The following is a 24,959-nucleotide window of genomic DNA, read 5'->3' as shown; positions in this document are numbered from 1 at the left end:
CCTTCCCGTGCCCGCAACGCCGGTGTAGGACGGCGCCATGAAATCGTTGAACGATCCCTCGCAGGCACTCGCTACCGGCCTCGCGAAAATCCGCACCGAGTTCCATGTGCCGGAGGGATTTCCCCCTGATGTAATGGCCATGGCACAGACGGCGGCCAGGCGCGTGCCCGACCAGCATGCCGACCGCACGGCGATGCCCTTCGTGACGCTCGATCCCGCGGCTTCCACCGATCTTGACCAAGCGTTTTCGATCGAAGCGAGCGGTAGCGACCTTCTGTTGCACTATGCGATTGCCGACGTAGCCTGGTTCGTCGCGGACGGCGACGCGGTGGATCGCGAAGCCTGGGCGCGAGGCGAAACCCTGTATTTGCCGGACGGCAAGGCCGGGCTCTATCCCCGGGTGCTTGCCGAGGGCGCCGCGAGCTTGCTGCCCAGCGGTCCGCGTCCGGCTGTCATCTTCACGGTCCGGATCGTCGACGACGGAGCGGTAAGGCTGGATGGCGCGGAGCGGGCAATCATTCAAAGCCGCGCCAAGCTCGCCTATGACAGCGTGCAGGCCGCCGACGTCCCAGTCGGCTTCGCCGAAATCGCGCGGCGCATGGCGGCGGCCGAAGACCGTCGCGGCGCTTCGCGCGTCGACCCGCCCGAGCAGGAGGTGGAACAGCTTGCCGATGGCACGTTCCAGCTTGCGTTCAGACCGCTGCTGCAATCCGAGCAAGACAACGCAGCACTTTCGCTGGCCGCCAACATGGCGATTGCCGACGCCATGCTGGCACACCGGACCGGCTTGTTCCGGGTGATGGCGCCGCCCGATGCTTCCAAAGTGCAAAGACTGCGCAGCGCGGCACGGGCCTTAGGCCTGTCCTGGCCTCCTTCGACCAGCCTGCCCGACTATCAGCGAACCCTCGATCCTGCCAACATGCAACAGGCAGCGCTGATGCTGGAAATCCGCCGCGCCGGCTCCGGTGCGTCCTACCAGCCCTATGAGGAAGGCGTTGTCCCCTGGCACGAGGCGATGGCCGCGACCTATGCCCACGCCACCGCACCCCTGAGGCGGCTGGCCGATCGCTATGTCGTGCGCTGCGTGCTGGCCATCGTCAACGGCCAGCCGGTGCCGCAAGTCGTTAACGAGGCGTTTTCCAGACTGCCGAAGGTGATGGGCCGCGCAGGCGCCCGCGCCTCGCAGATCAACCACGCGGCCATCGACCTTGCCGAGGCGGTGATGCTGAGGGGGCGTGTGGGTGAAACATTCAAGGCCGTCGTCACCGACGTCGGTGATCAGCGTGCGCGCGTTCAGCTCTCGGACATGCCTGTCGTTGCGAATGTGAAGGCCTCAGGGTTCAGGCAGGGCGATGGCCTGACGCTAAGGCTTGTTTCGGCCGATCCGGATCGGCGCGTCATTGTCTTCGAACCTGTCTAAAGCGCGTCGGCGACGCGCTTTAGTTTTTTTGTTTTTGTGCATGTCCTTGTCCCAAAACCGCTGCGCACTTTTGGGCGACATGCATTAGCGTGCGCTCAATCCAAAACCCTGCATCAGCCGGCTGATGGCGAAGTCCGCCTTTCCCGAGGTAAAGACGGCGATGTCGGGCTCGCTTTGCGGCAATGGCCCGTCGACAGCCGGAAGCAGCGACAGAGCGCGCCGCGCAATCGCCTCGGCCGGGTCGATCCAGTCGACCGGCCAGGGCGCGGTCTTGCGCATGCGATTGGCCAGGAACGGATAGTGCGTGCAGGCGAGCACGACGATGTCCGTGCGCAAATCGTCATGCTGGACAAAACACGGTGCGATCTCGGCACGCACGGCCTCCTCGTCGACAAAGCCCTCGCGCATGTAGGCCTCGGCCAGTCCGGCGAGATTGTTGCTGCCGACCAGCCGGACATGGCATTTCTGCGCCCATTTGCCGATCAGGTCGCGCGTGTACTGGCGCTTCACCGTGCCCGGCGTCGCCAGCACCGAGACCAGCCCGGACCGGGTGCGCTCGGCAGCCGGCTTGATTGCCGGCACCGTGCCGACAAAGGGATGGCCAGGGAATTTTTCCCGCAAGGCATCGATCACCAGCGTCGAAGCGGTATTGCAGGCGACGACCGAAATTTCCGGATCAAAACGGTCGAGCAGCTTGGCGAAGAGCTCGACTATATGGGCCTGCAGCGCCGGCTCTTCCCACGCGCCGTAGGGAAAGGCCTTGTCATCGGCGACGTAGACGAAGCGCCGGTCGGGCATCAGCACGCGCGCTTCGCGCAGCACGGTCAATCCGCCAACGCCGGAATCGAACATCAGGATCGGACGGTGGCTCATTGATATCGGACCATGAAAGAGGCTGGATCAGAAGGCTTGGCGGTCATTGGCCAATGCCGTTCTTCTATCTGCAACCATCATGGTCTTGAAGTGGCGAATGTCAGCAAGTTCTATGCAAAGCCGGCGAAGACGACCTTGCCTCGGTCTAGAGCCCGCGCTTGCCGAAGCCGGCGGGCCTCGGGCGGCCCATAGGCTGGGCGGACGGCACCGAGCGCGTGGCCGGTGTGGCGTTGCGCATGGAAGACTGTGCCGTGCTGCTGGCCATCCGACCGGATCCCGCAGGCATGGGCGTATCGCCATCGAAATCGAAAACCGATGTCAGTTCGTCGATATTGATGCCCGCCACCGGCTTAGCCACCAGGATCGTGCACCAAAGGCCAAAGATCGACAGCGCCAGCAGGTTCAAACCGCTGGACGTGCTTTCCGGGTTCTTGAAATCGATGACCAGCAGCGTGCCTGCCTGCAGAAAGGCGTAGATGGCGCAGAACACGATGTAGGACCACAGGATCCAGGCTTTGCCGTTGGCGTCGCGGCTGCGTCGCCAGGCGATGTTGGCACGCATGACCACGGCCAGGAGGGAAACGACCAGAACCGCGCCTGCCATGCCTTGCCGCGATGGACCGGGCGCCGAGTTGACCAGCCCCTCAAAGCCGATCGTGCCAACGATGCACAGCACAGCAAGAACGGCCTCGAGCAGGGCTACGCCGAGCGAATAGAAGAAGAAGCGCATACGGCCGATTTTGGACGTGAACATTTGCCACCCCACCGTTTTGACAACAATGGACGAGAGGCAAATAAAATTCGGTTACTTCAGCCGTTCGAAGCTTAGCGATTTCTAATCTTCTTTGTCTGCCTGGCGTTTTCGCGCAGCGGCCGGCAAACGCCTTGGATCGTCTCCCGGCGAGCCGTCACCGCGCGGCATGGCCGGCGAAAACCGGTCGAGCGACGAGATGATGCCACGCAGCACTTTCAGTTCCGGCTCGGCGAAACCGGCGCGCGTCAAGACGGCGCGCAGATTGTCGACCATCTTGGGTTTCTTGGGCGCCGGGCGGAAATAGCCGCGCGCTTCGAGCGCGCCTTCGAGATAGGCAAACAGCCCGTGCAACTCTTCCTTGCTTGCCGGCTTCATTTCAGGGCTGGAGAAATTGGTCGCCGTCTCGTCTTCCAGGCCCGACTTCATCCATTCATAGGACATCAACAGCACGGCCTGGGCGATGTTGAGCGACGAAAAGCCGGGATCCACCGGGAAGGTGACGATCTCGTCGGCCAGCCCGACCTCGTCATTGTAGAGCCCAAAACGCTCGCGGCCGAACAAGATGCCGGTGCGCAGGCCGGCCATCTGACGCGCCCTCAGCGCCCTGCCCGCTTCGACCGGACCACGCACGGGTTTGAAGCCGTCGCGCTCCCGCGCCGTGGTGGCGAAGACGAAGTTGAGGTCGGCGACGGCGGACGCCAGGTCGCCGAACACTGTTACGGCATCGATGACATGGTCGGCGCGGCTGGCGGCGGCGCGCGCCTTCTCGCTCGGCCAGCCGTCACGCGGGTTGACCAGTCTCAGTTCGGCAAGGCCGAAATTAGCCATGGCGCGCGCAACCATACCGATATTCTCGCCGAGCTGCGGCTCGACCAGGATGATCGCCGGCCCGGCGGCGGATGCGTTTTCAGGATGATCGACGGCGGACATGATCTCAATGAACTGCTGTTTGCGGCATTTCAGCGTTCCCTGCCACATCCGCTCGGCAAAATGAAGCTTTTGCAAACACCGGTCGCGGCACAGACGACCCATTCTGCACGGATGGTCGTTTGCGCGGCCAAATAGGCTTTGATATACGCTCCGCATACCCGGCCGAAGCCATGCGGGCGAGGCCGTTTTGTTCCCCAAAAGCGAGGCATTCTTTTCATGGCGAAGATCAAGGTGGCGAACCCGGTCGTCGAGCTCGACGGCGACGAGATGACCCGCATCATCTGGCAGTTCATCAAGGACAAGCTGATCCACCCTTATCTCGACCTGAAGCTCGAATATTACGACCTCGGCGTCGAGCACCGCGACGCCACCAACGACCAGGTGACCATCGATTCGGCCAATGCCATCAAGAAATGGGGCGTCGGCGTGAAATGCGCGACGATCACGCCCGACGAGCAGCGCGTCGAGGAATTCAAGCTGAAGAAGATGTGGAAGTCGCCGAACGGCACCATCCGTAACATTCTCGGCGGCACCATTTTCCGCGAACCGATCATCATGAAGAACGTGCCGCGTCTGGTGCCGGGATGGACCAAGCCGATCATCGTCGGCCGTCATGCTTTCGGCGACCAGTATCGCGCCACCGACTTCCGCTTCCCCGGCAAGGGCAAGCTGACCATCAAGTTCGTCGGCGAGGACGGCAAGGTGATCGAGCACGACGTATACGACGCACCCGGCGCCGGTGTTGCCATGGCGATGTACAATCTCGACGACTCCATCCGCGAATTCGCCCGCGCCTCGCTGAATTACGGCCTGCTGCGCAATTATCCGGTTTATCTCTCGACCAAGAACACCATCCTCAAAGCCTATGACGGCCGCTTCAAGGACATTTTCCAGGAGGTCTACGAGGCTGAATTCGAGGCCGAGTTCAAGGCGAAGAAGCTGTGGTACGAGCACCGGCTGATCGACGACATGGTGGCCTCCGCCCTGAAATGGTCTGGCGGCTATGTCTGGGCCTGCAAGAATTATGACGGCGACGTCCAGTCCGACACGGTGGCGCAAGGTTTTGGCTCGCTCGGCCTGATGACCTCCGTGCTGATGACGCCGGACGGCAAGACGGTGGAAGCGGAGGCCGCGCACGGCACAGTGACGCGCCACTATCGCCAGCACCAGAAGGGCGAGGAAACCTCGACCAATTCGATCGCCTCGATCTTCGCCTGGACGCGCGGCCTCGCCCACCGCGCCAAGCTCGACGATAATGCCGAGTTGAAGCGATTTGCCGACACGCTGGAGAAGGTCTGCATCCAGACGGTTGAGAGCGGCTTCATGACCAAGGACCTGTCGCTCTTGATCGGTCCCGACCAACCATGGCTGTCGACCACCGGCTTCCTCGACAAGATCGACGAGAATTTGCAGAAGGCGATGGCGTAAGCCGGCAGCCATGGCCAAGCCGGTCGTCGACGGGGCGGACTACAGCGTCTATGTGCGCATCGTCCGCCTCGTGCTGGCGGAAAAAGGCATCGACTACGACCTTGTGCCGGTCGATGTCTTTGCCGCCGAGGGCACTCCCGCCTGGTACTTCGAGCATCACCCTTTCGGCCGCATTCCGGCCGTCGAGCATGACGGGTTTCGCCTGTTCGAAACCAGCGCAATCGCCCGCTATGTCGACGAGGCGTTCGACGGCCCGGCACTGCAGCCAAAAGACGCCCGCACCCGCGCAACGATGAACCAGATCATCGGCATGCTCGACGCCTATGCCTACAGATCGATGGTCTGGGACGTCGCCGTCGAGCGGCTTGAGAAGGAAGCGCCAGACGAGGCACTGGTCGCCAACGGGCTGCGCCAGGCGGAAACGGTGCTGCGGGTGCTCACCGCACTCAAGCCTCCCGGGCCGTGGCTGCTCGGCGACCAGCTGACGCTGGTCGACCTGCATGCGGCATCCATCATCGCCTATTTCGTCAAGGTCGCCGACGGGCAAAAGCTGCTTGCGGCGTTCGCCGACATCCAGGCCTGGTGGGACGGCATCGCAAAACGTCCGAGCCTGGCGGCGGGCTGATATGGGTTCGGGCCATGGCTGACCCATCTCGCCAGGACGCGCTCACCATCGCCAAGAATTGTCAGGGTCAACCACGCCGGTGAGTTCGGTGCGATCAGGATCTATTCGGCGCAGATTCTTGTCGCCAGGCGCTTCTGGCCGGATTGCGTGCCATCCTTGTCGGAGATGCTCGGGCACGAGCGCACGCATTGCGCCGCCTTCCGTGCCGCCATGCCGGCGCGGAAGGCGCGACCGTGCCGGGTGATGCAATTCTGGAGCTGGGGTGGCTGGCTGCTGGGTTTTGTGACCGCCCTGATTGGTCCGCAAGGCATCTGGGCCTGCACGGCGGCGGTTGAAGCGGCGGTGCATCGCCATCTGGACGATCAGCTGTTTTTCCTCGCCAATCGCGACCACGACTTGCACGGCATCATCCTGGCGATCCGCGAGGAAGAGCTCGCCCATCTCCATCACGCCGAAGAGCAGCTGAAATCGCCCGGCCCGGCGCTGAACTTTTTACGGTCGCTGATTTCGATCGCCACGGACGTGCTGATCTGGCTGTCCACCTGGGGCGATTCCAGCAGAATGACGCGCGCCCTGAAGGCGGCGAAAAGAACTAGCTAGACGGACCGTCTAAGAGCTGATTGCCGGCTTGCCACTATCAGCCACAGAATGGCAAGCACGGCGGCGAAGGCCGGAAAGCCGCACACAAAACCAGATCAGGCATAGGCTGGCTTTCAGGCTGCCTCCAGCGCCGCCCTCACCGCGGCGATCGCATCATTGGCCTTCGAGGCGTCCGGGCCGCCGGCTTGCGCCATGTCGGGCCGTCCGCCACCGCCCTGCCCGCCCAATGCGGCCGAGGCAACGCGCACAAGATCGACAGCGCTGAAGCGGCCGACGAGATCGTCCGTCACGGCGACCACGACGCTTGCCTTGTTGTCTTCGCCCGCACCGACGAAGACGACGACGCCTGAGCCGAGCGAAGTCTTGCCGGCATCGGCCAGCGGCTTCAAATCCTTCGGCGACACGCCGGAAACCGCTTTGCCGAGGAAGCCGATACCGGCGACGGTTTCGGTGGTGGCCGGAGCATCGGCCGCGGCACCACCGCCCAGCGCCAGTTTCTTGCGCGCTTCGCTCAGCTCCTTCTCGAGCTTCTTGCGCTCCTCGAGCAGCGTCTCGACACGCGCCGGCACGTCGGCCGGCGAGATCTTCAGCACAGCGGCCGTCGCCTTCAGACGTCTGTCCTGCTCGTCGAGATATTTTCGTGCGGCTTCGCCGGTCAGCGCCTCGATGCGGCGCACGCCGGCGGCGACTGCGCTGTCGGAGACGACACGCACCAGGCCGATATCGCCGGTCGCCCGGACATGGGTGCCGCCACAAAGTTCTACGGAATAGGGTCTATTGGCCTTGGCGCCATGCACGCCGGTGCCCATCGAGACGACACGCACCTCGTCGCCGTATTTTTCGCCGAACAGCGCCATGGCGCCTTCGGCGATGGCGTCGTCGACCGACATCAGCCGCGTCGTCACCGGGCTGTTCTGGACGACGATTTCGTTGGCCATGCGCTCGACCTCTTCGAGATCTTCGGCCGAGATCGGCTTGTTGTGCGAGATGTCGAAGCGCAGGCGCTCGGGCGCGACCAGCGAACCTTTCTGCGCGACATGGGTGCCCAGCACCTCGCGCAGCGCCTCATGGATCAGATGCGTTGCCGAATGGTTGGCACGCAGCCGGGTGCGGCGCGCATGGTCAACTTTCAGCTCGACGGCTGCACCTGGCTTGACCGTGCCGTTCGTCACCTTGCCCAGATGCACGAACAGGCCGTCGGCCTTTTTCTGCGTGTCGGAAACCTCGATCGAGAAACCTTCACCGGAGATGATGCCGGTGTCGCCCATCTGGCCGCCCGACTCGCCATAGAACGGCGTCTGGTTGACGACCACCGCCACCACGTCGCCCTTGCCGGCGCTATCGACGGTCTTGCCGTCCTTGACCAGCGCCTGGATGAGGCCTTCCGCCTGTTCGGTCTCGTAGCCGAGGAATTCGGTGGCGCCGGCCTTCTCGCGTACAGAAAACCAGATGGTCTCGGTGGCCGCGTCGCCGGAGCCGGCCCAATGCTTGCGCGCTTCGGCCTTCTGCTGCTCCATCGCATGGGTGAATCCGGCAAGGTCGACCGAGATGTTGCGCTGGCGCAGTGCGTCCTGCGTCAGATCGAGCGGGAAGCCGTACGTGTCATAGAGCTTGAACGCCGTCTCGCCGTCCAGCATGTCACCGGCGTGCAGCGTATCCGTCGCCTCCGAGAGCAGGCCGAGGCCACGCACCAGCGTCTTGCGGAAGCGTGTCTCCTCGAGCTTCAGCGTTTCCGTGATCAACTGTTCGCCGCGCAGCAGTTCGGGATAGGCCTGGCCCATCTCGCGCACCAGCGCCGGCACCAGTTTCCACATCAACGGCTCCTTGGCGCCGAGCAACTGCGCATGGCGCATGGCGCGGCGCATGATGCGGCGCAGCACATAGCCGCGGCCTTCGTTCGACGGCAGCACGCCGTCGGCAACCAGGAAGGAGGACGAGCGCAGATGGTCGGCAATGACGCGGAAGGAGGCGACCGTCTCCTTGTCCGGGCCCTGCCCGAGCGCCGATGACGCCGCATCGATCAAGTGGCGGAACAGGTCGGTCTCGAAGACGCTCTCCACCCCTTGCAGGATGGACGCCATGCGCTCCAGGCCCATGCCGGTGTCGATCGACGGCCGCGGCAGGTCGATGCGCTCATCCTTGGTGACCTGCTCATATTGCATGAACACCAGGTTCCAGAATTCAAGGAAGCGGTCGCCGTCCTCCTCCGGGCTGCCGGGAGGGCCGCCCCAGATGTGCTCGCCACGGTCGATGAAGATTTCCGAGCATGGCCCGCACGGTCCGGTGTCGCCCATCGCCCAGAAATTGTCGGAGGTCGGGATGCGGATGATGCGGTCATCGGAGAAACCGGCGATCTTCTTCCAGAAGCCGGCCGCCTCGTCATCGGTGTGATAGACGGTCACCAGCAGCTTGTCCTTGTTCAGCCCGAACTCCTTGGTGATCAGGTTCCAGGCCAGTTCGACGGCGCGCTCCTTGAAATAGTCGCCGAAGGAGAAATTGCCGAGCATTTCGAAGAAGGTCAGATGGCGCGCGGTGTAGCCGACATTGTCGAGGTCGTTGTGCTTGCCGCCGGCGCGCACGCTTTTCTGCGCAGTGGTGGCGCGCGAATAGGACCGCTTCTCCAGGCCGGTGAAGACGTTCTTGAACTGCACCATGCCAGCATTGGTGAACATCAGCGTCGGGTCGTTGCGCGGCACCAGCGGGCTCGAGGCCACGACCTCGTGGCCCTCCTTGCGGAAATAGTCGAGGAATGTCGACCGGATCTCGTTCACGCCACTCATGACTGCTGCCTTTTCGCGAAAACCGCCGGCACGGCCGGCGGACACTGGTCTCTGCTTTTTAGAAGATTGACTTGGCCTTTTAGCGGGCACGCCCCACCCTGTCCAGAAACACGGAATTGGGCCATGCCGGCAACTGCCAAGCCGGCTTCACGCTGCCCAAAAACGAAAACCGCCGGCGCGAAGGCCGGCGGTTTGAAACGCAATACTAAAGAACTCGGTTACTTAAGCATCGGGTAATAGACCGGATTTATGGCCGTGCCCTACATGGCGCCGGATTCTTCCTCGAAGCCGTCGTCGCTTTCGCCGCGCTCGGGGCCGCCATTTTCAAGAAATTTCTCGGCGATCAGCCCGGCATTCTGCCGCAGCGCAAGTTCGATCTCGCGCGCCGTGTCGGGATTGTCGCGCAGGAACAGTTTGGCGTTTTCGCGACCTTGGCCGAGACGCTGCGAATTGTAGGAGAACCAGGCGCCGGACTTCTCGACCACGCCGGCCTTGACGCCGAGATCGACCAGTTCGCCGGTCTTGGAGACGCCCTCGCCATACATGATGTCGAACTCGACCACCTTGAAGGGCGGCGCCAGCTTGTTCTTGACCACCTTGACCCGGGTCTGGTTGCCGACGACCTCGTCGCGGTCCTTGACCGAGCCGATGCGGCGGATGTCGAGGCGCACCGAAGCGTAGAATTTCAGCGCGTTGCCGCCGGTCGTGGTTTCCGGCGAACCGAACATGACGCCGATCTTCATGCGAATCTGGTTGATGAAGATGACCATGGTGTTGGAACGCGAGATCGAGGCGGTCAGCTTGCGCAGCGCCTGGCTCATCAGACGAGCCTGGAGACCGGGCAGCGAATCGCCCATCTCGCCTTCGATTTCGGCGCGCGGCGTCAGTGCCGCCACCGAATCGACGACCAGCACGTCGATGGCGCCGGAACGCACCAGCGTGTCGCAGATTTCCAGTGCCTGCTCGCCGGTGTCCGGCTGCGAGATCAAGAGGTTTTCCAGATCGACGCCGAGCTTGCGGGCATAGACCGGATCGAGTGCGTGCTCGGCATCGACGAAGGCGCAGATACCGCCTTTCTTCTGGGCTTCGGCAACTGTGTGCAGCGCCAGTGTCGTCTTGCCCGAGCTTTCCGGCCCGTAGATCTCGACAATGCGGCCGCGCGGCAGGCCGCCGACGCCAAGCGCGATGTCGAGGCCCAGCGATCCGGTCGGCACGGTTTCGATCTCGACGACCTGCTCATTGGCGCCCAGCCGCATGATCGAGCCCTTGCCGAAGGCGCGCTCGATTTGCGACAGCGCCGCGTCCAGAGCCTTTGATTTGTCCACCGCTTTGTCCTCTACAAGCCGCAAAGAATTCTGAGCCATGATACATCACCCCTTGGTCGTCAATGAAGGCCGGACAATCCGTAATCCCTGCCCATTTTGTACTACTTTTGTTCTCGTTTGGCAAGAGGGGTCAAATATCTGAAAAGCAATCTTTATCCGGATTTGTTCTTTTTTTGTCTCATGGTTTCGTTTCCGGATGTATCCACCATTGGGCCAGACGCGCCGGCTGTTTCGATCGGCCGAATCGCCGGCTTGCCTGCGAAGCTCCGCCGCACAGCCTAGCGCTTGTCTGGTTCGAATAACAAAGGTCATATCGCCGGCATGGTGAAATCAGCAAAGATACTGGCGGTGGGCGGCGCCCATATCGATCGCCGCGGCCAGGTGTCGGGCACGTACGTGCCCGCGGCGTCCAACCCCGGCACGATGCGCGAGGATGTCGGCGGCGGCGTATTCAACGCGCTGCGCAGCCTGGTGCGGCGCGGCGTCTCGGCCTCGCTTTTGTCGGTGCGCGGCGGCGATGCCTCGGCCGAGACGGTTGCGCGCGCCATCGCCGACTCCGGCATTGCCGACCTGTCGGCGGTTTTCCTCGACCGCACGACGCCGAGCTACACGGCGCTGATCGATCGCGACGGCGAGCTGATCACCGGCTTTGCCGATATGGCGCTCTACGATTTGGCGTTCCCCAAGCAGATCCGCCGCTCCAAGGTGCGCGAGGTGGTCGCCGAGGCCGATGCGGTGCTCTGCGACGCCAATCTGCCATCAACGGCACTGGAGCGGCTGGTGGGGCTCGCCGCCGGCAAGCCGGTGTTCGCCATCGCCATTTCGCCGGCCAAGGTGGTGCGGCTGATACCGGTGCTGAAGGAACTCGCGCAGGTCTTCATGAACCGGCGCGAGGCCATGGTGCTGGCCGGCGTCGATGCCAATGCCACCGAGCGCGAGACCGTCGACGGACTGCGCTGCAGCGGCCTCACCAGTGGCGTGGTGACGGCGGGCGACGGCCCGGTGCTGGGATTCGACGAAGCCGGCGCCTTCTCTATCCTGCCGCCGGCGCCGAGAAAAGTCGCCGACGTCACCGGCGCCGGCGACGCGCTGGCCGGCGCCACCATCGCTGCCCTGCTGCGCGGCCTGGCATTGCGCCAAGCCCTCCGCGAAGGCGTTGCCGCGGCGACGCTCGCCATCGAAAGTTCGGATGCCGTGCCGGCCTTCACCGCCGCGATCTTCACCGAGGCACTGGCTCTTGTGCCCGACGCGCAGGAAATGGCATGAGGGCGGCCAATTGCCATTGCCGGAGCGCGACGTCCAAGCGGACGCGCGGATCTCCGGATCGGAGACCATCATGACACCGCAAAGCGCCCGCCCCTTTATCGACATCCACGCGCCCGTGGCCGAGGCGCTCGCCGCTGGCCGCCCGGTCGTGGCGCTGGAAAGCACCATCATCACCCATGGCATGCCTTACCCCGACAATGGCGCCATGGCCGCCAATGTCGAAAAGATCATCCTGGACAATGGCGCGGTGCCGGCGACGATCGCCGTGGTCGCCGGCCGCATCAAGATCGGACTGTCCGACGGCGAGCGCGAGTCGCTGGCCATGACCGGCGATGCCATGAAGCTGTCGCGCGCCGACCTCGGCTTTGCGGTCTCGCAAGGCCGCACCGGCGGCACCACGGTCGCCGCCACCATGATCGCCGCTGACATGGTCGGGATAAAGGTGTTCGCCACCGGCGGCATTGGCGGCGTCCACAAGGGCGCGGAAAAGAGCTTCGACATCTCGGCCGATCTCGACGAGTTGGCGCGCACGCCGGTCATCGTCGTCTCGGCCGGCGCCAAGGCGATCCTCGACATCGAAAAGACGCTTGAAGTGCTGGAGACGCGCGGCGTGCCGGTGATTGGCCATGGCTGCGAGACGATGCCGGCCTTCTGGTCGCGGCATTCGCCGTTCCGCGCGCCGCTGACCCTGCACAGACCGGAAGAGATCGCGCATTTCTACAAGACCAGGGCGGCACTTGGCCTGGTCGGCGGCATGCTGATCGCCAACCCGGTGCCGCAGGACGATGAAATTCCGGCCGACGAGATGGCCGGCTACATCGAGGCCGCGCAGAAGGCGGCGGAAGTGCAGAATGTGACCGGTAAGGCGGTGACGCCGTTCCTGTTGGGCAAAATCCTCGAACTGACCGGCGGCCGGAGCTTGAAGACCAACATCGCGCTGGTCGAGAACAATGCGCGGTTGGCGGCGAGGATTGCGAAGGCGCTGTAGGGTCGCCTACGTCGGCGGGACAGCACCCCCCTGGCCTGCCGGCCATCTCCCCCGCAAGGAGGGAGATTAACAGCTTAGCCGCAGGCTCCCATTTTCAACGTTGGTGATTGGCGAAGGCCAATGTGACAACTGATCTCCCCCCTTGCGGGGGAGATGTCCGGCAGGACAGAGGGGGGTGGGAAGAAACGCGGCGGTCCCGGTTCACTTCCCCGCCCTTCGTCCCGCCTCATACGCCCGGCGCGCCCACACCCTCATCTCGTCAGGATCATCAAACGCGTCGTCGGGAATGCTCCAGTACGGCATCGCGACCAGCTTGCCGTGGCGGGTGCCGGTATAGGTCCATTGCTTGCAGCCGGCGGCTTCGAAGTCGGGCGCGCTTTGCTCGTCAGCTTTGAGCAGCAATTCGCCGCGCAGCACGATAGCGACGATGACGCCGTCGAAATAGATACCCTTGCCGCCGAACAGTTTTCGGATACTGACCGGGCCGAGGCCTTCGAACAGTTCTTCGATGCGTTCATTGTCCATGCCGCAATCATGTCACCGGGCTTGCCATGGCTGCAATCAAAAACCATGCTGGCAAGTTGAGAGCCATCCGTCGGAGTTTTGTCATGCCGCTGCTGCTCAAGGGATCCTGCCGCTGCGATGCCGTCCATTTCGAGGTGGAGAGCAACACGCCGGTGCCGTTCATGCTGTGCTACTGCTCGATCTGCCGCAAGCAGCAGGGCGGCGGGGGCTTCGCCATCAATCTCGGCGCCGATTACAAGACGCTGAAAATCAAGGGCAAGCGCAATCTCGGCGTCTACCAGGCCGAGATCGCGGACGACGAGCATCCAAAGTGTGAGATTTCGACGGGCGAGCGCAATTTCTGCAAGAAGTGCGGTTCGGCGCTCTGGCTCTACGATCCGACATGGCCGGACCTGGTCCACCCCTTCGCCTCGGCAATCGACAGCGAGTTGCCGAAGCCGCCGGAGAAGGTGCATCTGATGTTGAAATACAAGGCGAGTTGGGTCGAGCCGGTGATCGGCAAGAAGGACAAGGTCTTCGACGTCTATCCCGAGGAATCGATCGCCGACTGGCACAAGCGGACGAAGATGTGGGTGAAGTAAGCAGGGAGGCGCGGAGCGCGACTTCCGATGGTCAGCGCTGCCCCTCATCCGGCCCTTCGGGCCGTTCGTCATTCGAAAAGCCAAGCAATTGGCTTTTCGCCCGCTGCGTGGACCATTCCTCACCTTCCCGTGAACGGGGAGAAGGAAGATCAGGCCGAAGCGCGCGCCTCAGCCAGCGCCTTCAGGTCGGCGGGCTTGAGTTCGACGGATTCGCCGCAGCCGCAGGCCGAACTCTGGTTCGGGTTGTGGAAGGTGAAGCCGGTGCGCAGCGTGGTCTGCTCGAAATCCATCTCGGTGCCGAACAGGAAAAGGGCAGCCTCGGGCGCGACATAGACATGCGCGCCGTCGCGTTCGATATGGTCGTCCTTGGTATTGGGCTCGGTCACCAGGTCGACCGTGTATTCCATGCCGGCGCAGCCGCCCTTCTTGATGCCGAGGCGAATGCCATGCGCATTGTCGCGCGTGGCGACGATCTCGCGCACCCGGTCGGCGGCCTTTTCGGTCATCGTGATGACGGCGAAGCGTCCCATTCTTTTTCCTCTTCCATTCCATGCAGGTTCAAGGCCTGCCGAATGATTCCTCACCTAAAATGGTGAAGTTTTACCACTGGTGCAAGTGCACCAACCTCAGTCAACCTAGTACCAGCCCACCGCCACCTGCGCCTCTTCCGACATGCGGTCGGGCGACCAGGGCGGGTCGAAGGTCATGTTGACCTCGACGCCGGAGACGCCTTCGACGGCGCCGACGGCGTTTTCCACCCAGCCGGGCATTTCGCCGGCCACCGGACAGCCGGGCGCGGTCAGCGTCATGTCGATCTTGACCGCGCGGTTGTCCTCGATGTCGATCTTGTAGATGAGGCCGAGCTCATAGATGTCGGCCGGTATTTCCGGGTCATAGACCGTCTTCAGCGCCGAGACGATGTCGTCGGTCAGCCGCGCCAGCTCGTCGGCGGGAATTGCCGAGGCGGAAACCACCGGATTGACGGCCGCTTCCGGCGCGGTGGTGTGGCTCGCATCATCCATGGTCGTCATCCAAAGAACCTGTCACCCGAAGAACTTGCGCGCTTTTTCCAGCGCATCGGCCAAAGCGTCGACTTCGGCCCTGGTATTATACATGCCGAACGATGCCCTGCATGTGGAGGTTACGCCAAAGCGTTTCAACAGCGGCTGGGCGCAATGGGTGCCCGCGCGGACGGCAACACCTTGCCTGTCTATCACCATCGACACGTCATGGGCATGAATGCCCTGCAATTCGAAGGAAATGATGGCGCCCTTGTCCGGCGCGTCGCCGAAGATGCGCAGCGAGTTGATGGCGCGCAGCCGCTCGTGCGCGTAGGTCTTGAGGTCGGCCTCGTGCGCGGCGATGCGCTCGCGGCCGATCTTTTCCATGTATTCCAATGCTGTACCCAGCCCGATCGCCTGGACGATCGGCGGCGTGCCGGCCTCGAAGCGGTGCGGCGGCTCGTTGTAGGTGACGACGTCTTCCGTCACTTCCTCGATCATCTCGCCGCCGCCCATGAAAGGGCGCATGGCCGAGAGAATATCCTTCTTGCCGTAAAGCACGCCGATGCCGGACGGCCCGTAAACCTTGTGACCGGTGAAGACGAAGAAATCGCAGTCGAGGTCCTGGACGTCGATCGGCATGTGCACGGCGCTCTGGCTGCCATCGACAAGTACGGGAATGCCACGCGAATGCGCGATGCGCACGATTTCCTTGATCGGCGTCACCGTGCCCAGCGCGTTCGACATATGCGTGATGGCGACGAGCCTAGTCTTGTCGGTCAGGCGCTTTTCGAATTCCTCGATGTGGAAGATGCCGAGATCGTCGACCGGCACCCAGACCAGCTTGGCGCCCTGCCGCTCCCGGATGAAATGCCACGGCACGATGTTGGAGTGGTGCTCCATGATCGACAGCACGATCTCGTCGCCCGCGCCGATATTGGGCATGCCATAGCCGTAAGCCACGGTGTTGATGGCGGCTGTCGTGTTGGAGGTGAAGACGATGTTGTCGGTGCTTGGCGCATTGAGGAAACGGCGCACCGTCTCGCGCGCCTTCTCATAGGCGTCGGTTGCGGCATTGGACAGGAAATGCAGGCCGCGATGGACGTTGGCGTATTCCTGGGAATAGGCGTGCTGGATCGTATCCAGCACCACCTGCGGCTTCTGCGCCGAGGCGCCATTGTCGAGATAGACCAGCGGTTTGCCGTAGACTTCGCGCGACAGGATCGGGAAGTCGCGGCGGATCGCCTCGACGTCGTATGGGGTTGTTTCGATCTTCTGGTCCATTACAAGCTCTCTTGAGGCACCGCCTCACTTCGTCACGCACCCCTCATCCGACCGAGCTTCGCTCGGCCACCGCCCGGGGCGAGTCACTTGCCTCGCCCGTCCTTCGGACCCCACAAGGGGAGAAGGGAAAGAGGCGCTTACCCGTGCGCCACGAACCAGTCGTCCAGCCTTGTTTCCAGGGCCTCGACGATGGTTTCGTCGTCCAGTTCCTCGATCACTTCGGCCACGAACGCCTTGACCAGCAAGCCGCGGGCGCTCTTCTCGTCGATGCCGCGAGCCATCAGGTAGAACAGATGGTTGTGGTCGATCTCGGTAACGGTCGCGCCGTGGCCGCAGATGACGTCGTCGGCGAAGATTTCCAGCTCCGGCTTGGTCGAGAACTCGCCATCATCCGACAAAAGCAGCGTGTTGCAGGCCATCTTGGCGTTGGTCTTCTGCGCGTATTGGTGGACGTTGATGCGGCCCTGGAAGACGCCGCGCGCCTTGCCGGTCACGACATTGCGGATCACTTCCGTCGATGTCGTATGCGGCACGGCATGGTCGAGCACCATGGTCACGTCGGTGTGGGTGTCGCCGGCGAGCAGGTTGATGCCGCGCAGTTTGAAGTCGGCGCCTTCGCCCGTGGTCTTCACCACGATCTCCTGGCGCACAAGCTTGCCGCCGGCATTCATGAAGAACAGCGTCAGCTTCGAATTCTTGCCGAGATGCGCCTTGAACTGCGCCAGATGGGTGGCCGTTTCCGGCTGTTCCTGGATGATCAGCCAGGTCACCTCGGCGCCCTCGCCCAACACCAGCTGGCTGACGGAGCTGGCCAGAGCCGCGCCCTCGCCCGCCTGACGCTCGACGATCGCAGCCTTGGCGCCGGCGCCGACACGCACGGGAAAGCGCACATGGGTCTGTCCGCCGGCTTGCAGGTTCTGCAATTCGATCGGCTTCTCCAGTGCTGCGCCATCGGCGATGTCGACGAAATAGCCGTCGGCGACGAAAGCAGTGTTCAGCGCGCCGATGGCGTCATCGCTGCCATAGGGGTCGAGGCCGGGCGCAATCGAGCCGTCGGTCAGCTTTTCCGACAGGCGCTGGACGGTCACGCCTTCGATGGCAGGGAATTTCGCACTCGAGACGCCGTTTAGAACTGCCAGCACGGCGGAACCTTCGACGATGGGCGCCAGCCCCTTAGCGGCGGCCGTCGGATCGAACGCCGGCACCGCAGTCAACAGCCGGCGCAGGTCAGTGTAATGCCAGGATTCGATGCGCCGCGTCGGCAGCCCGTGCTTGATTGCCTCAATGGCGTCGTCGCGCTTCAGCATCACCGCGCCGTCACCCGGCAGCAACGACAGACGCTCGCCAAAGGCGTCGATCAGCGCCGTTTCGGCCTGCGTGCGCTGGGGTTGTGTATGCATATTCATCAGTTTTGCCCCGCCTTTCAGCATAAAATGGCCTTCTGGCGTCTCACGCGGCTTCGCCGATCACGCCGGCATAGCCATTGGCTTCGAGATCGAGCGCCAGCGACTTGTCGCCGGACTTGATCACCTGGCCCTTGTATAGGACGTGCACGCTATCGGGCACGATGTGCTCGAGCAGGCGCTGGTAGTGGGTGATGACGATGATGGCACGGTCGGGCGAACGCAGCGCGTTGACGCCGTCCGAGACGATCTTCAGCGCATCGATGTCTAGGCCTGAATCGGTCTCGTCGAGCACGCAGAGCTTTGGCTCCAGCAGCTTCATCTGCAGGATCTCGGCCCGCTTCTTCTCGCCGCCGGAAAAGCCGACATTGAGCGGCCGCTTCAGCATCGCCATGTCCATCGAGAGCGAGGCTGCCGCCTCTTTCACCCGCTTCAAAAATTCCGGAATTTTTAGCGGCTCCTCGCCGCGCGCCTTGCGCTGCTCGTTCATCGCCACCTTCAGGAACTCCATGGTCGCGACACCAGGTATCTCCATCGGATACTGGAAGGCGAGGAAGATGCCCGCGGTGGCGCGCTCGGCCGGATCCATTTCGAGGATCGACTGGCCATTATAGAGGATATCGCCTTCGGTGACCTCATAGTCCTCGCGGCCGGCGAGGATATAGGACAGCGTCGATTTGCCCGAGCCGTTCGGGCCCATGATGGCGGCGACCTCGCCGTTTTTCACCGTCAGGTTCAGGCCGCGGATGATCTCGGTGCCGTCATCGACGATGCGGGCATGCAGGTTCTTGATCTCAAGCATTGTTCTTTTCTCTGAAATAATCGTCGTAGGTGACTGTGTAATCGGTGTGCCGGCGCTGCAGGGTTTTGAACCGCCAGAAGGACAGGCCGAACCCCACCGCGAAAACCGCAAGGCCGACCATCGGATGGACGAACGCCGCCAAAACGGCGCCTACCAGGGCCGAGGCTACTGCGGCCGCGGCGTATTTCATCGTGGCGATGTTGCCCTCGCGACGAACCGCCCACAGCCGCCGCCAGCGAACCGCAAACCAGATCTCGTCGCGAGACAGCGTCATGGTCATCTCTTCAGCCATCAACCAAGTGGCGCAGAAACGGCAGTATAATTGCCGAGACCAGCCCGGTCACGGCGCCCGCCGCCATCCGGCGCGGCGTCGACTGGATAGAGGGCGCGACAGCGCAGAGCGCGCCGCACACCAAAGCGTAAAAAACGATCGGAACCGTATCCATCATTTCAACTTCCTTTCAAACGTTCAGTTTCAATCCCATGCCTTGTGCACGGTCCTGAACGCTTGGCGGGTCGCTATCCTTCCAGTGTCCATCGCATTGCCTATCCGAGCGCCTACGCCCGGTTATTCTACATCTGCGTCAGGGCTTGCCAAAGTCCTCGCCAAAAGCCATCCGGCGAGTAGGCCGCGCCGAGCAGCACTATCCCTATCGCGCAAAACCAGAACGCAAGGCCCAGGCCCGCTTCCCAGTTATCCACTCGATCCCGCAGATAGACATGTTTTTCCACGGATTCGCGTTTGCGCGCCCTTGTCACCCCACGCTACCCTCAAGGCTGATGCCGATAAGCTTCTGCGCTTCGACCGCGAACTCCATCGGCAGCTGCTGGATAACATCCTTGACGAAGCCGTTGACGATCAGCGCGATCGCCTCTTCCTCGGGAATGCCGCGCTGCATGACGTAGAATTTCTGGTCCTCGGAAATCTTCGACGTCGTCGCTTCGTGCTCGAACTGCGCCGTCGAATTCTTGGCTTCCATGTAGGGCACGGTGTGGGCGCCGCACTGGTCGCCGATCAGGAGACTATCGCAATTGGTGAAGTTGCGGGCGTTGGTCGCCTTGCGGTGCGCCGAAACCTGGCCGCGATAGGTGTTCTGCGAGAAGCCGGCGGCGATGCCCTTGGAGATGATGCGGCTCGACGTGTTCTTGCCGAGATGGATCATCTTGGTGCCGCTGTCGACCTGCTGGTAGCCGTTCGACACGGCGATCGAATAGAACTCGCCGGAGGAATCGTCGCCGCGCAGGATGCAGCTGGGATATTTCCAGGTGATCGCTGAACCGGTCTCGACCTGCGTCCACGAGATCTTCGAACGGTCGCCGCGGCAGTCGCCGCGCTTGGTGACGAAATTGTAGATGCCGCCCTTGCCCTCGGCATCGCCGGGGTACCAGTTCTGCACCGTCGAATATTTGATCTCGGCATCGTCGAGCGCCACCAGTTCGACGACGGCGGCATGCAGCTGGTTCTCGTCGCGCTGCGGCGCCGTGCAGCCTTCGAGATAGGAGACGTAAGCCCCCTCCTCGGCGATGATCAGCGTGCGCTCGAACTGGCCGGTGTTCTTCTCGTTCATGCGGAAATAGGTCGACAGCTCCATCGGGCAGCGCACGCCCTTGGGCACGAAGACGAACGAGCCGTCGGTGAAGACAGCCGAATTCAGCGTGGCGTAGAAATTGTCGGAGGTCGGCACGACCGAGCCGAGATATTTCTGCACCAGCTCCGGATGCTCGCGGATGGCTTCCGAGATCGAGCAGAAGATGACGCCGGCCTGCGCCAGCTCCTTCTTGAACGTGGTGACGACGGAAACGGAATCGAACACCGCGTCGACCGCGACACGGCCCGATTTGTAGACATTGTCGCTGGGCTCCTCGAGATCGGAGACGTCGGTCTTCTGCACGCCAGCGAGGATTTCTTGTTCCCGCAGCGGAATGCCGAGCTTCTCGTAGACCTTCAACAACTCGGGATCGACGTCGCTCAGCGAGGTCGGGCCGGGCGTGCTCTTGGGCGCCGCGTAGTAATAGAGGTCCTGAAAGTCGATCTTCGGATAATGGACGCGCGCCCAGGTCGGCTCTTCCAGCGTCAGCCAGCGCCGATAGGCTTCCAGACGCCATTCCAGCATCCAGGACGGTTCATCCTTCTTGGCCGAGATAAAGCGAATAATGTCTTCGCTCAGGCCCTTGGGGGCCTTGTCCATCGCGATCTCTGTCTGGAATCCGTATTTGTACTGGTCGACGTCGATCTTTCGGACCCGATCGATCGTGTCCTGCACAGCAGGCATAAGCGTTCTCCATCCACGCCGGGGTCAAGGCCCGACAGTTTTCAAACTATGGCATCGCCGAGGGCTGCCCATGAGGCGCCGAAGGCGGCGTAAGTTTCATATAGTGCGTCTCGGCCGGGAATTCACCCGGCCAGTTGCAAACGCACGGCTCTACCAGGCCGCGAGGCCTGAATTCTTTGTAGCCTTCAGGCGGCTTGTTCCCTGCCCGCCCGGCGCTGGGCGATTTCGGCCAGCGCCGTACGAAACAGTTCGATGTCCCCGGCGCTCGTTGCGCGACCGATGGACACGCGCAAAGCCCCGAGGCTGTCACCATGACCCATGGCCATCAGCACATGGCTCGGCCCGACCTTGCCCGACGAACAGGCCGATCCCGCCGACAGCGCAACGCCAGCCAGATCGAAAGCGATCTGCGCCGTCTCGGCCTTGATGCCGGGAATAGCGAAGAATGTCGTATTGGCAAGCCTTGGCGCGCCGGTTCCGAAGATTTCTGCGTCCGGCACCAGCGTTTTGAGTGTTTTCTCGACCTCGCCGCGGCGTTGCGCGATCGCTTCGACGTCTTTCAGTCCAGCCAAAGCCTGCCGCGCCGCGGCGCCAAAGCCGGCGATGGCCGCCAGGTTTTCGGTGCCGCCGCGATGGCCCTTTTCCTGGCCGCCGCCATTGATCAGCGGCTTCGGCATCATCAGATCGGCTGCCGCAACGACGGCGCCGACACCCTTGGGGCCGCCGATCTTGTGCGAAGACAGAATCAAATAGTCGGCGTAAGCCGCTGACATATCGATGGGAACGCGGCCCGCAGCCTGCACCGCGTCGACCACCAGAATGCCGCCCGCCGCCTTGACGATTGCAGCGATTGCCTCGATCGGCTGGATGACGCCGGTCTCGTTGTTGGCCGCATGGATCGCGACCAACGGCAGGCCTTCGGCCTTGTCATGCGCGGCCAGAGCGGCTGTCAGCTGAGCGAGGTCAGCGATGCCATCGGCGTCGACGCCGATCTGCGAAACCTGTGTTGCCGGGAAGCGGCCGCCGTTCAACAGGCAAGGGTGGTCGGCCTCGCAGACATAGAGCCGGCTCATGCGCGCCGTGCCACGGCCCATCCGCCAATCCGGTGTCAGCAGCGTCGATGCGGCTTCCGTCGCGCCGGAGGTGAAGACGACATGCTCGGCCTTGGCGCCGACAAGCGCTGCCACATCGCGCCGGGCAGTGTCGATCAAGCGCCGCGCCGCGCGCCCCTCGGCATGCACCGACGACGGATTGGCGACGAGATCGAGCGCGGCAATCATCGCCTCGCGCGCCTCGGCAATGAGCGGCGCGCTGGCATTGTAGTCGAGATAGGCGCGTGCTGCGGCCATTTTCACCCAATCGATCCCGTCAAGACCCTTTCCGCAAGGATAGCGCGTTATTTCCTTGAAATTGCAAGGCAAGACGTCCTATTTACGCGGCTTGCGGCGAGGATGGCCGGGCCGTCACGGCTGGCTATCCAGTTTTGAACAATTCTAAACTAGCTTCTAAGAAGACGCTTGCCCTGCGTCAAGGCCCGGAAGGGCTGGGGCTGGAGTAAGAATTGTTCCGGGCGCCGCGCATTCGTATGCCATTTGGAGTATTTCATGCCTGAGGTCATTTTCACCGGTCCGGCCGGCCGCCTGGAGGGCCGCTACCAGCCTTCCAAGGAGAAGAGCGCGCCGATTGCCATCGTGTTGCATCCGCATCCGCAATTCGGCGGCACGATGAACAACAAGATCGTCTATGACCTCTTCTACATGTTCCAGAAGCGCGATTTCACCACGCTTCGCTTCAACTTCCGCGGCATCGGCCGCAGCCAGGGCGAATTCGACCACGGCACCGGCGAATTGTCGGATGCCGCCGCAGCGCTCGACTGGGTGCAGTCGCTGCATCCGGATTCCAAGAGCTGCTGGGTGGCCGGTTATTCCTTCGGCTCCTGGATCGGCATGCAGCTTCTGATGCGCCGGCCCGAGATCGAGGGCTTCATCTCGATCGCGCCGCAGCCCAACACCTATGATTTCTCGTTCCTGGCGCCCTGCCCGTCATCGGGTCTGATCATCCATGGCGATGCCGACAAGGTGGCGCCGCCCAAGGATGTGCAGGGCCTGGTCGACAAGCTGCACACGCAAAAGGGCATCACCATCACGCAGAAGACCTTGCCCGGCGCCAACCACTTCTTCGCCAACGACGCCGATCTGCTGCTCGAGGAATGCGCCGACTATCTCGACCGACGGCTGGCCGGCGAATTGTCCGATCCGCGGCCGAAGCGGCTGCGCTAAGAGCAATTCCAGGAAAAGTGCAAACGGGTTTTCCGTCCGGAATTGCGTCAAAACAAAAACTCCCGGTCCGATGCCGTCACAGTCGTGCCCATCATGGGCGCGACAATGCCATTTCGGCTGATCCAAACGGTGAAGCCAGCCTGACATGTGGCGCGGCTCGGCTGAACGGTGCACAATGCCGGTTCAGCCAGCGCAAGAAGGCATGACCGATCATGTACCAGCCTCCCCATTTCCAGGAAACGCGGCCGGACGTCCTGCACGGGCTGATCCGGACGCATCCGCTGGGGTTGCTGATCTCCAACGGCACCGATGGCCCGGTCGCCAATGCCATTCCTTTCCTGCTTGATGCAGAGGTTGGGCCGAATGGCCGGCTGCGCGCCCATCTGGCCAGGGCCAACCCGCAATGGCGTCAGCTGGCCGACAATCCGACATCGCCGGTGCTGGTCGTCTTCCAGGGCGCCGACGCCTATGTGACGCCGTCCTGGTACGAGACCAAGCGCGAGACCGGCAAGGTCGTGCCGACCTGGAACTACGCCATTGTCCAGGTGCGAGGAACCGTCAGAGTGATCGAGGATTCCGCCTGGATCGCACAGCAGATCACCGAGCTGACGCTGTCGCAGGAAGGCGCCCGCGAGGCACCCTGGGCGGTGACCGATGCGCCGCCGACCTTCATCCAGTCGCAAATCAAGGGCATTGTCGGGCTTGAGATCGAGATCGCCGAAATCAGCGGCAAGTGGAAAGTCAGCCAGAACCGGCCTGTCGCCGACCGCGTCGGTGTCGCCGAAGGGCTGGAGAAGGACGCCGCCGGCGCGCCTGACATGGCTCGGCTGGTGCGGAGCTGGGGTGGCATCGACAGCTAGCTGGGGTGGTCTTAGATGGTTCCAAAGGCGTCAGCAATTCAGTTGCTTGCCGGCGCTGCTCCAATGCGGAAATTCGTCTTGTCTCGGCGCATCGTTTTGGTTTGGTTTGCGAGCCCGACGGAATAGGCGGAACGTAGTTTTTGCCACCGGCAACCCCGACGCCGTGTAGCGGAAGATACATCCCAGCCGGCCAAGCACCATCGCGCAGACGATGGCAACAGCACAGCCAAGGCCGAATCCGGCGACAGTGTCGCTCGGGTAGTGCGCGCCGATAAAGATCCGGGTCGATGCGACCGACAAGGTTGCTGCCAGCAGCACCCATCTGCGCTGGGGCAACAACAGCAGTGCAATGCCGAAAATGACGCCCATGGTCGTGGCATGGCCGGACGGGAAGCTGGCAAAGCGCGCCTCCAAGGAAAAAGGATGCAGCGACAGATCGCCGAGCTTGTCGAAATTCATCGGCCTGGCTCTGCCCACGCCATATTTCAGCACGTTGACGACCATGGCCGAGAGTGCGATCGAACCCAGCACCATGAAAGCAAAGCAGGTCCAGTTGTAGAAGGTCATCCGCGCGCGCCGGGAAAGGCTGCGCCAATCCGTCAGATTCGCGGCAATCAGCACCAATACCGACGGGACAAGATACCAGCCGCCTAGGCCGAAGAAGGTAAAAAACTCGGCGATGCGGAAGACATTGGTCGAGCCGGAAGCCCACTCCCTCGCCATGGTCCCTGCAAGATGGTCGAAACGGAGCGACACCGCGATCGTCAGCAAAAGCCAGGCCACAACCCAGACCGACCACAGGATTTTCGGGTAGCGCGCCGGGCGCGTCGCCAGGCGATGCCGTACAATCCCGAAAGTATCGCGGAAATTAGCGACAGACTGCCGGAGCATGGCAGGCAAAGCGGCACGCGCCGGCGATGGCGACTTCATCAACATGCGGAGCTCGGCGCGATCATTGAAGA

25 protein-coding genes are annotated in these 24,959 nt (G+C 62.8%); 9 read left to right on the top strand and 16 right to left on the bottom strand.

The features are described 5' to 3' along the window. The first annotated feature begins 37 nt into the window (after positions 1-37). On the top strand, positions 38-1,420 hold the full coding sequence (locus NKH22_RS18970) for an RNB domain-containing ribonuclease (protein ID WP_023711500.1): 1,383 nt from the start codon (positions 38-40) through the stop codon (positions 1,418-1,420). A gap of 84 nt (positions 1,421-1,504) precedes the next feature. Here the strand turns inward: NKH22_RS18970 and murI are convergent, their stop codons facing one another. From murI to NKH22_RS18955, 3 genes are all read right to left on the bottom strand, one after another. Then, complete coding sequence (gene murI / locus NKH22_RS18965; protein ID WP_023684874.1) at positions 1,505-2,293, bottom strand: glutamate racemase; 789 nt, start codon at positions 2,291-2,293, stop codon at positions 1,505-1,507. A 145-nt stretch (positions 2,294-2,438) separates the two neighbouring features. Then, positions 2,439-3,047, bottom strand: coding sequence for a DUF805 domain-containing protein (locus NKH22_RS18960; RefSeq protein ID WP_023690201.1), 609 nt, complete (start codon positions 3,045-3,047; stop codon positions 2,439-2,441). Positions 3,048-3,128: 81 nt separating this feature from the next. Continuing rightward, on the bottom strand, positions 3,129-3,977 hold the full coding sequence (locus NKH22_RS18955) for an RNA methyltransferase (protein ID WP_023690202.1): 849 nt from the start codon (positions 3,975-3,977) through the stop codon (positions 3,129-3,131). Positions 3,978-4,193: 216 nt separating this feature from the next. On the opposite strand from NKH22_RS18955, the gene NKH22_RS18950 reads away from it, so the two are divergent. From NKH22_RS18950 to NKH22_RS18940, 3 genes are read left to right on the top strand one after another with little or no spacing between them, the layout of a single operon-like run. Next, a complete protein-coding gene (locus tag NKH22_RS18950) occupies positions 4,194-5,405 on the top strand; it encodes an NADP-dependent isocitrate dehydrogenase (RefSeq protein ID WP_023669114.1) in 1,212 nt (403 codons plus the stop codon). Between the two features lie 10 nt (positions 5,406-5,415). Continuing rightward, positions 5,416-6,030, top strand: a complete 615-nt coding sequence (locus NKH22_RS18945) for a glutathione S-transferase family protein (RefSeq protein WP_352910495.1) — start codon at positions 5,416-5,418, stop codon at positions 6,028-6,030. Between the two features lie 18 nt (positions 6,031-6,048). Continuing rightward, the gene (locus tag NKH22_RS18940; RefSeq protein WP_352650355.1) at positions 6,049-6,630 is read left to right on the top strand and encodes a demethoxyubiquinone hydroxylase family protein; all 582 of its coding nucleotides are present in this window, start codon (positions 6,049-6,051) and stop codon (positions 6,628-6,630) included. Positions 6,631-6,743: 113 nt separating this feature from the next. Here the strand turns inward: NKH22_RS18940 and alaS are convergent, their stop codons facing one another. Both alaS and recA read right to left on the bottom strand, forming a co-directional pair. Further along, positions 6,744-9,410, bottom strand: coding sequence for an alanine--tRNA ligase (alaS, locus tag NKH22_RS18935; RefSeq protein WP_352910493.1), 2,667 nt, complete (start codon positions 9,408-9,410; stop codon positions 6,744-6,746). Between the two features lie 260 nt (positions 9,411-9,670). After that, positions 9,671-10,774 (bottom strand): recombinase RecA, encoded by a 1,104-nt coding sequence (gene recA, locus NKH22_RS18930; protein WP_023669117.1) that lies wholly within the window; start codon positions 10,772-10,774, stop codon positions 9,671-9,673. Positions 10,775-11,056: 282 nt separating this feature from the next. Here recA and NKH22_RS18925 point away from each other — a divergent pair, with 282 nt between their 5' ends. After that, positions 11,057-12,001 (top strand): carbohydrate kinase family protein, encoded by a 945-nt coding sequence (locus NKH22_RS18925; RefSeq protein WP_023669118.1) that lies wholly within the window; start codon positions 11,057-11,059, stop codon positions 11,999-12,001. Positions 12,002-12,071: 70 nt separating this feature from the next. Then, the gene (locus NKH22_RS18920; protein ID WP_023822401.1) at positions 12,072-12,989 is read left to right on the top strand and encodes a pseudouridine-5'-phosphate glycosidase; all 918 of its coding nucleotides are present in this window, start codon (positions 12,072-12,074) and stop codon (positions 12,987-12,989) included. A gap of 201 nt (positions 12,990-13,190) precedes the next feature. Here the strand turns inward: NKH22_RS18920 and NKH22_RS18915 are convergent, their stop codons facing one another. Next, positions 13,191-13,514: a TfoX/Sxy family protein gene (locus tag NKH22_RS18915; protein WP_023669120.1), complete on the bottom strand. Its 324-nt coding sequence runs from the start codon at positions 13,512-13,514 to the stop codon at positions 13,191-13,193. A gap of 83 nt (positions 13,515-13,597) precedes the next feature. On the opposite strand from NKH22_RS18915, the gene NKH22_RS18910 reads away from it, so the two are divergent. Next, positions 13,598-14,095, top strand: coding sequence for a GFA family protein (locus NKH22_RS18910; protein WP_023697559.1), 498 nt, complete (start codon positions 13,598-13,600; stop codon positions 14,093-14,095). Positions 14,096-14,244: 149 nt separating this feature from the next. On the opposite strand, the gene sufA is transcribed toward NKH22_RS18910, so the two are convergent. From sufA to NKH22_RS18865, 9 genes are all read right to left on the bottom strand, one after another. Continuing rightward, on the bottom strand, positions 14,245-14,625 hold the full coding sequence (gene sufA, locus NKH22_RS18905) for a Fe-S cluster assembly scaffold SufA (protein WP_013532156.1): 381 nt from the start codon (positions 14,623-14,625) through the stop codon (positions 14,245-14,247). Positions 14,626-14,730: 105 nt separating this feature from the next. Further along, the gene (locus NKH22_RS18900; RefSeq protein ID WP_023684865.1) at positions 14,731-15,117 is read right to left on the bottom strand and encodes an SUF system Fe-S cluster assembly protein; all 387 of its coding nucleotides are present in this window, start codon (positions 15,115-15,117) and stop codon (positions 14,731-14,733) included. A 21-nt stretch (positions 15,118-15,138) separates the two neighbouring features. Beyond that, positions 15,139-16,380, bottom strand: coding sequence for a cysteine desulfurase (locus NKH22_RS18895; RefSeq protein ID WP_023697558.1), 1,242 nt, complete (start codon positions 16,378-16,380; stop codon positions 15,139-15,141). Between the two features lie 137 nt (positions 16,381-16,517). Continuing rightward, positions 16,518-17,786 carry a Fe-S cluster assembly protein SufD gene (gene sufD, locus NKH22_RS18890; RefSeq protein WP_023684863.1) on the bottom strand — a complete coding sequence of 423 codons (1,269 nt, stop codon included), beginning with the start codon at positions 17,784-17,786 and terminating at the stop codon, positions 16,518-16,520. A gap of 43 nt (positions 17,787-17,829) precedes the next feature. Continuing rightward, complete coding sequence (gene sufC / locus NKH22_RS18885) at positions 17,830-18,585, bottom strand: Fe-S cluster assembly ATPase SufC (RefSeq protein ID WP_023684862.1); 756 nt, start codon at positions 18,583-18,585, stop codon at positions 17,830-17,832. Next, positions 18,578-18,865, bottom strand: a complete 288-nt coding sequence (locus NKH22_RS18880) for a hypothetical protein (RefSeq protein WP_155929798.1) — start codon at positions 18,863-18,865, stop codon at positions 18,578-18,580. The genes sufC and NKH22_RS18880 overlap by 8 nt, the downstream gene beginning before the upstream one ends. 4 nt (positions 18,866-18,869) lie before the next feature. Continuing rightward, a complete protein-coding gene (locus tag NKH22_RS18875; RefSeq protein ID WP_156033695.1) occupies positions 18,870-19,034 on the bottom strand; it encodes a hypothetical protein in 165 nt (54 codons plus the stop codon). 306 nt (positions 19,035-19,340) lie between these two features. Then, on the bottom strand, positions 19,341-20,858 hold the full coding sequence (sufB, locus tag NKH22_RS18870; RefSeq protein ID WP_023684859.1) for a Fe-S cluster assembly protein SufB: 1,518 nt from the start codon (positions 20,856-20,858) through the stop codon (positions 19,341-19,343). Between the two features lie 185 nt (positions 20,859-21,043). Continuing rightward, complete coding sequence (locus NKH22_RS18865; protein WP_027049529.1) at positions 21,044-22,207, bottom strand: cysteine desulfurase family protein; 1,164 nt, start codon at positions 22,205-22,207, stop codon at positions 21,044-21,046. Between the two features lie 255 nt (positions 22,208-22,462). On the opposite strand from NKH22_RS18865, the gene NKH22_RS18860 reads away from it, so the two are divergent. Both NKH22_RS18860 and NKH22_RS18855 read left to right on the top strand, forming a co-directional pair. After that, complete coding sequence (locus NKH22_RS18860) at positions 22,463-23,137, top strand: alpha/beta hydrolase (protein WP_023669128.1); 675 nt, start codon at positions 22,463-22,465, stop codon at positions 23,135-23,137. A gap of 212 nt (positions 23,138-23,349) precedes the next feature. Then, positions 23,350-23,997 (top strand): FMN-binding negative transcriptional regulator, encoded by a 648-nt coding sequence (locus tag NKH22_RS18855; protein ID WP_023700865.1) that lies wholly within the window; start codon positions 23,350-23,352, stop codon positions 23,995-23,997. A gap of 30 nt (positions 23,998-24,027) precedes the next feature. On the opposite strand, the gene NKH22_RS18850 is transcribed toward NKH22_RS18855, so the two are convergent. Continuing rightward, positions 24,028-24,933 carry a phosphatase PAP2 family protein gene (locus NKH22_RS18850; protein WP_023826176.1) on the bottom strand — a complete coding sequence of 302 codons (906 nt, stop codon included), beginning with the start codon at positions 24,931-24,933 and terminating at the stop codon, positions 24,028-24,030. Positions 24,934-24,959 lie beyond the last annotated feature (26 nt).

The sequence above is a fragment of the Mesorhizobium sp. M1252 genome, assembly GCF_040318265.1.
GTDB lineage: Bacteria > Pseudomonadota > Alphaproteobacteria > Rhizobiales > Rhizobiaceae > Mesorhizobium.
Note: the sequence above shows the minus strand (reverse complement) of the source record. Positions and strands in the feature narration are given on the sequence as shown.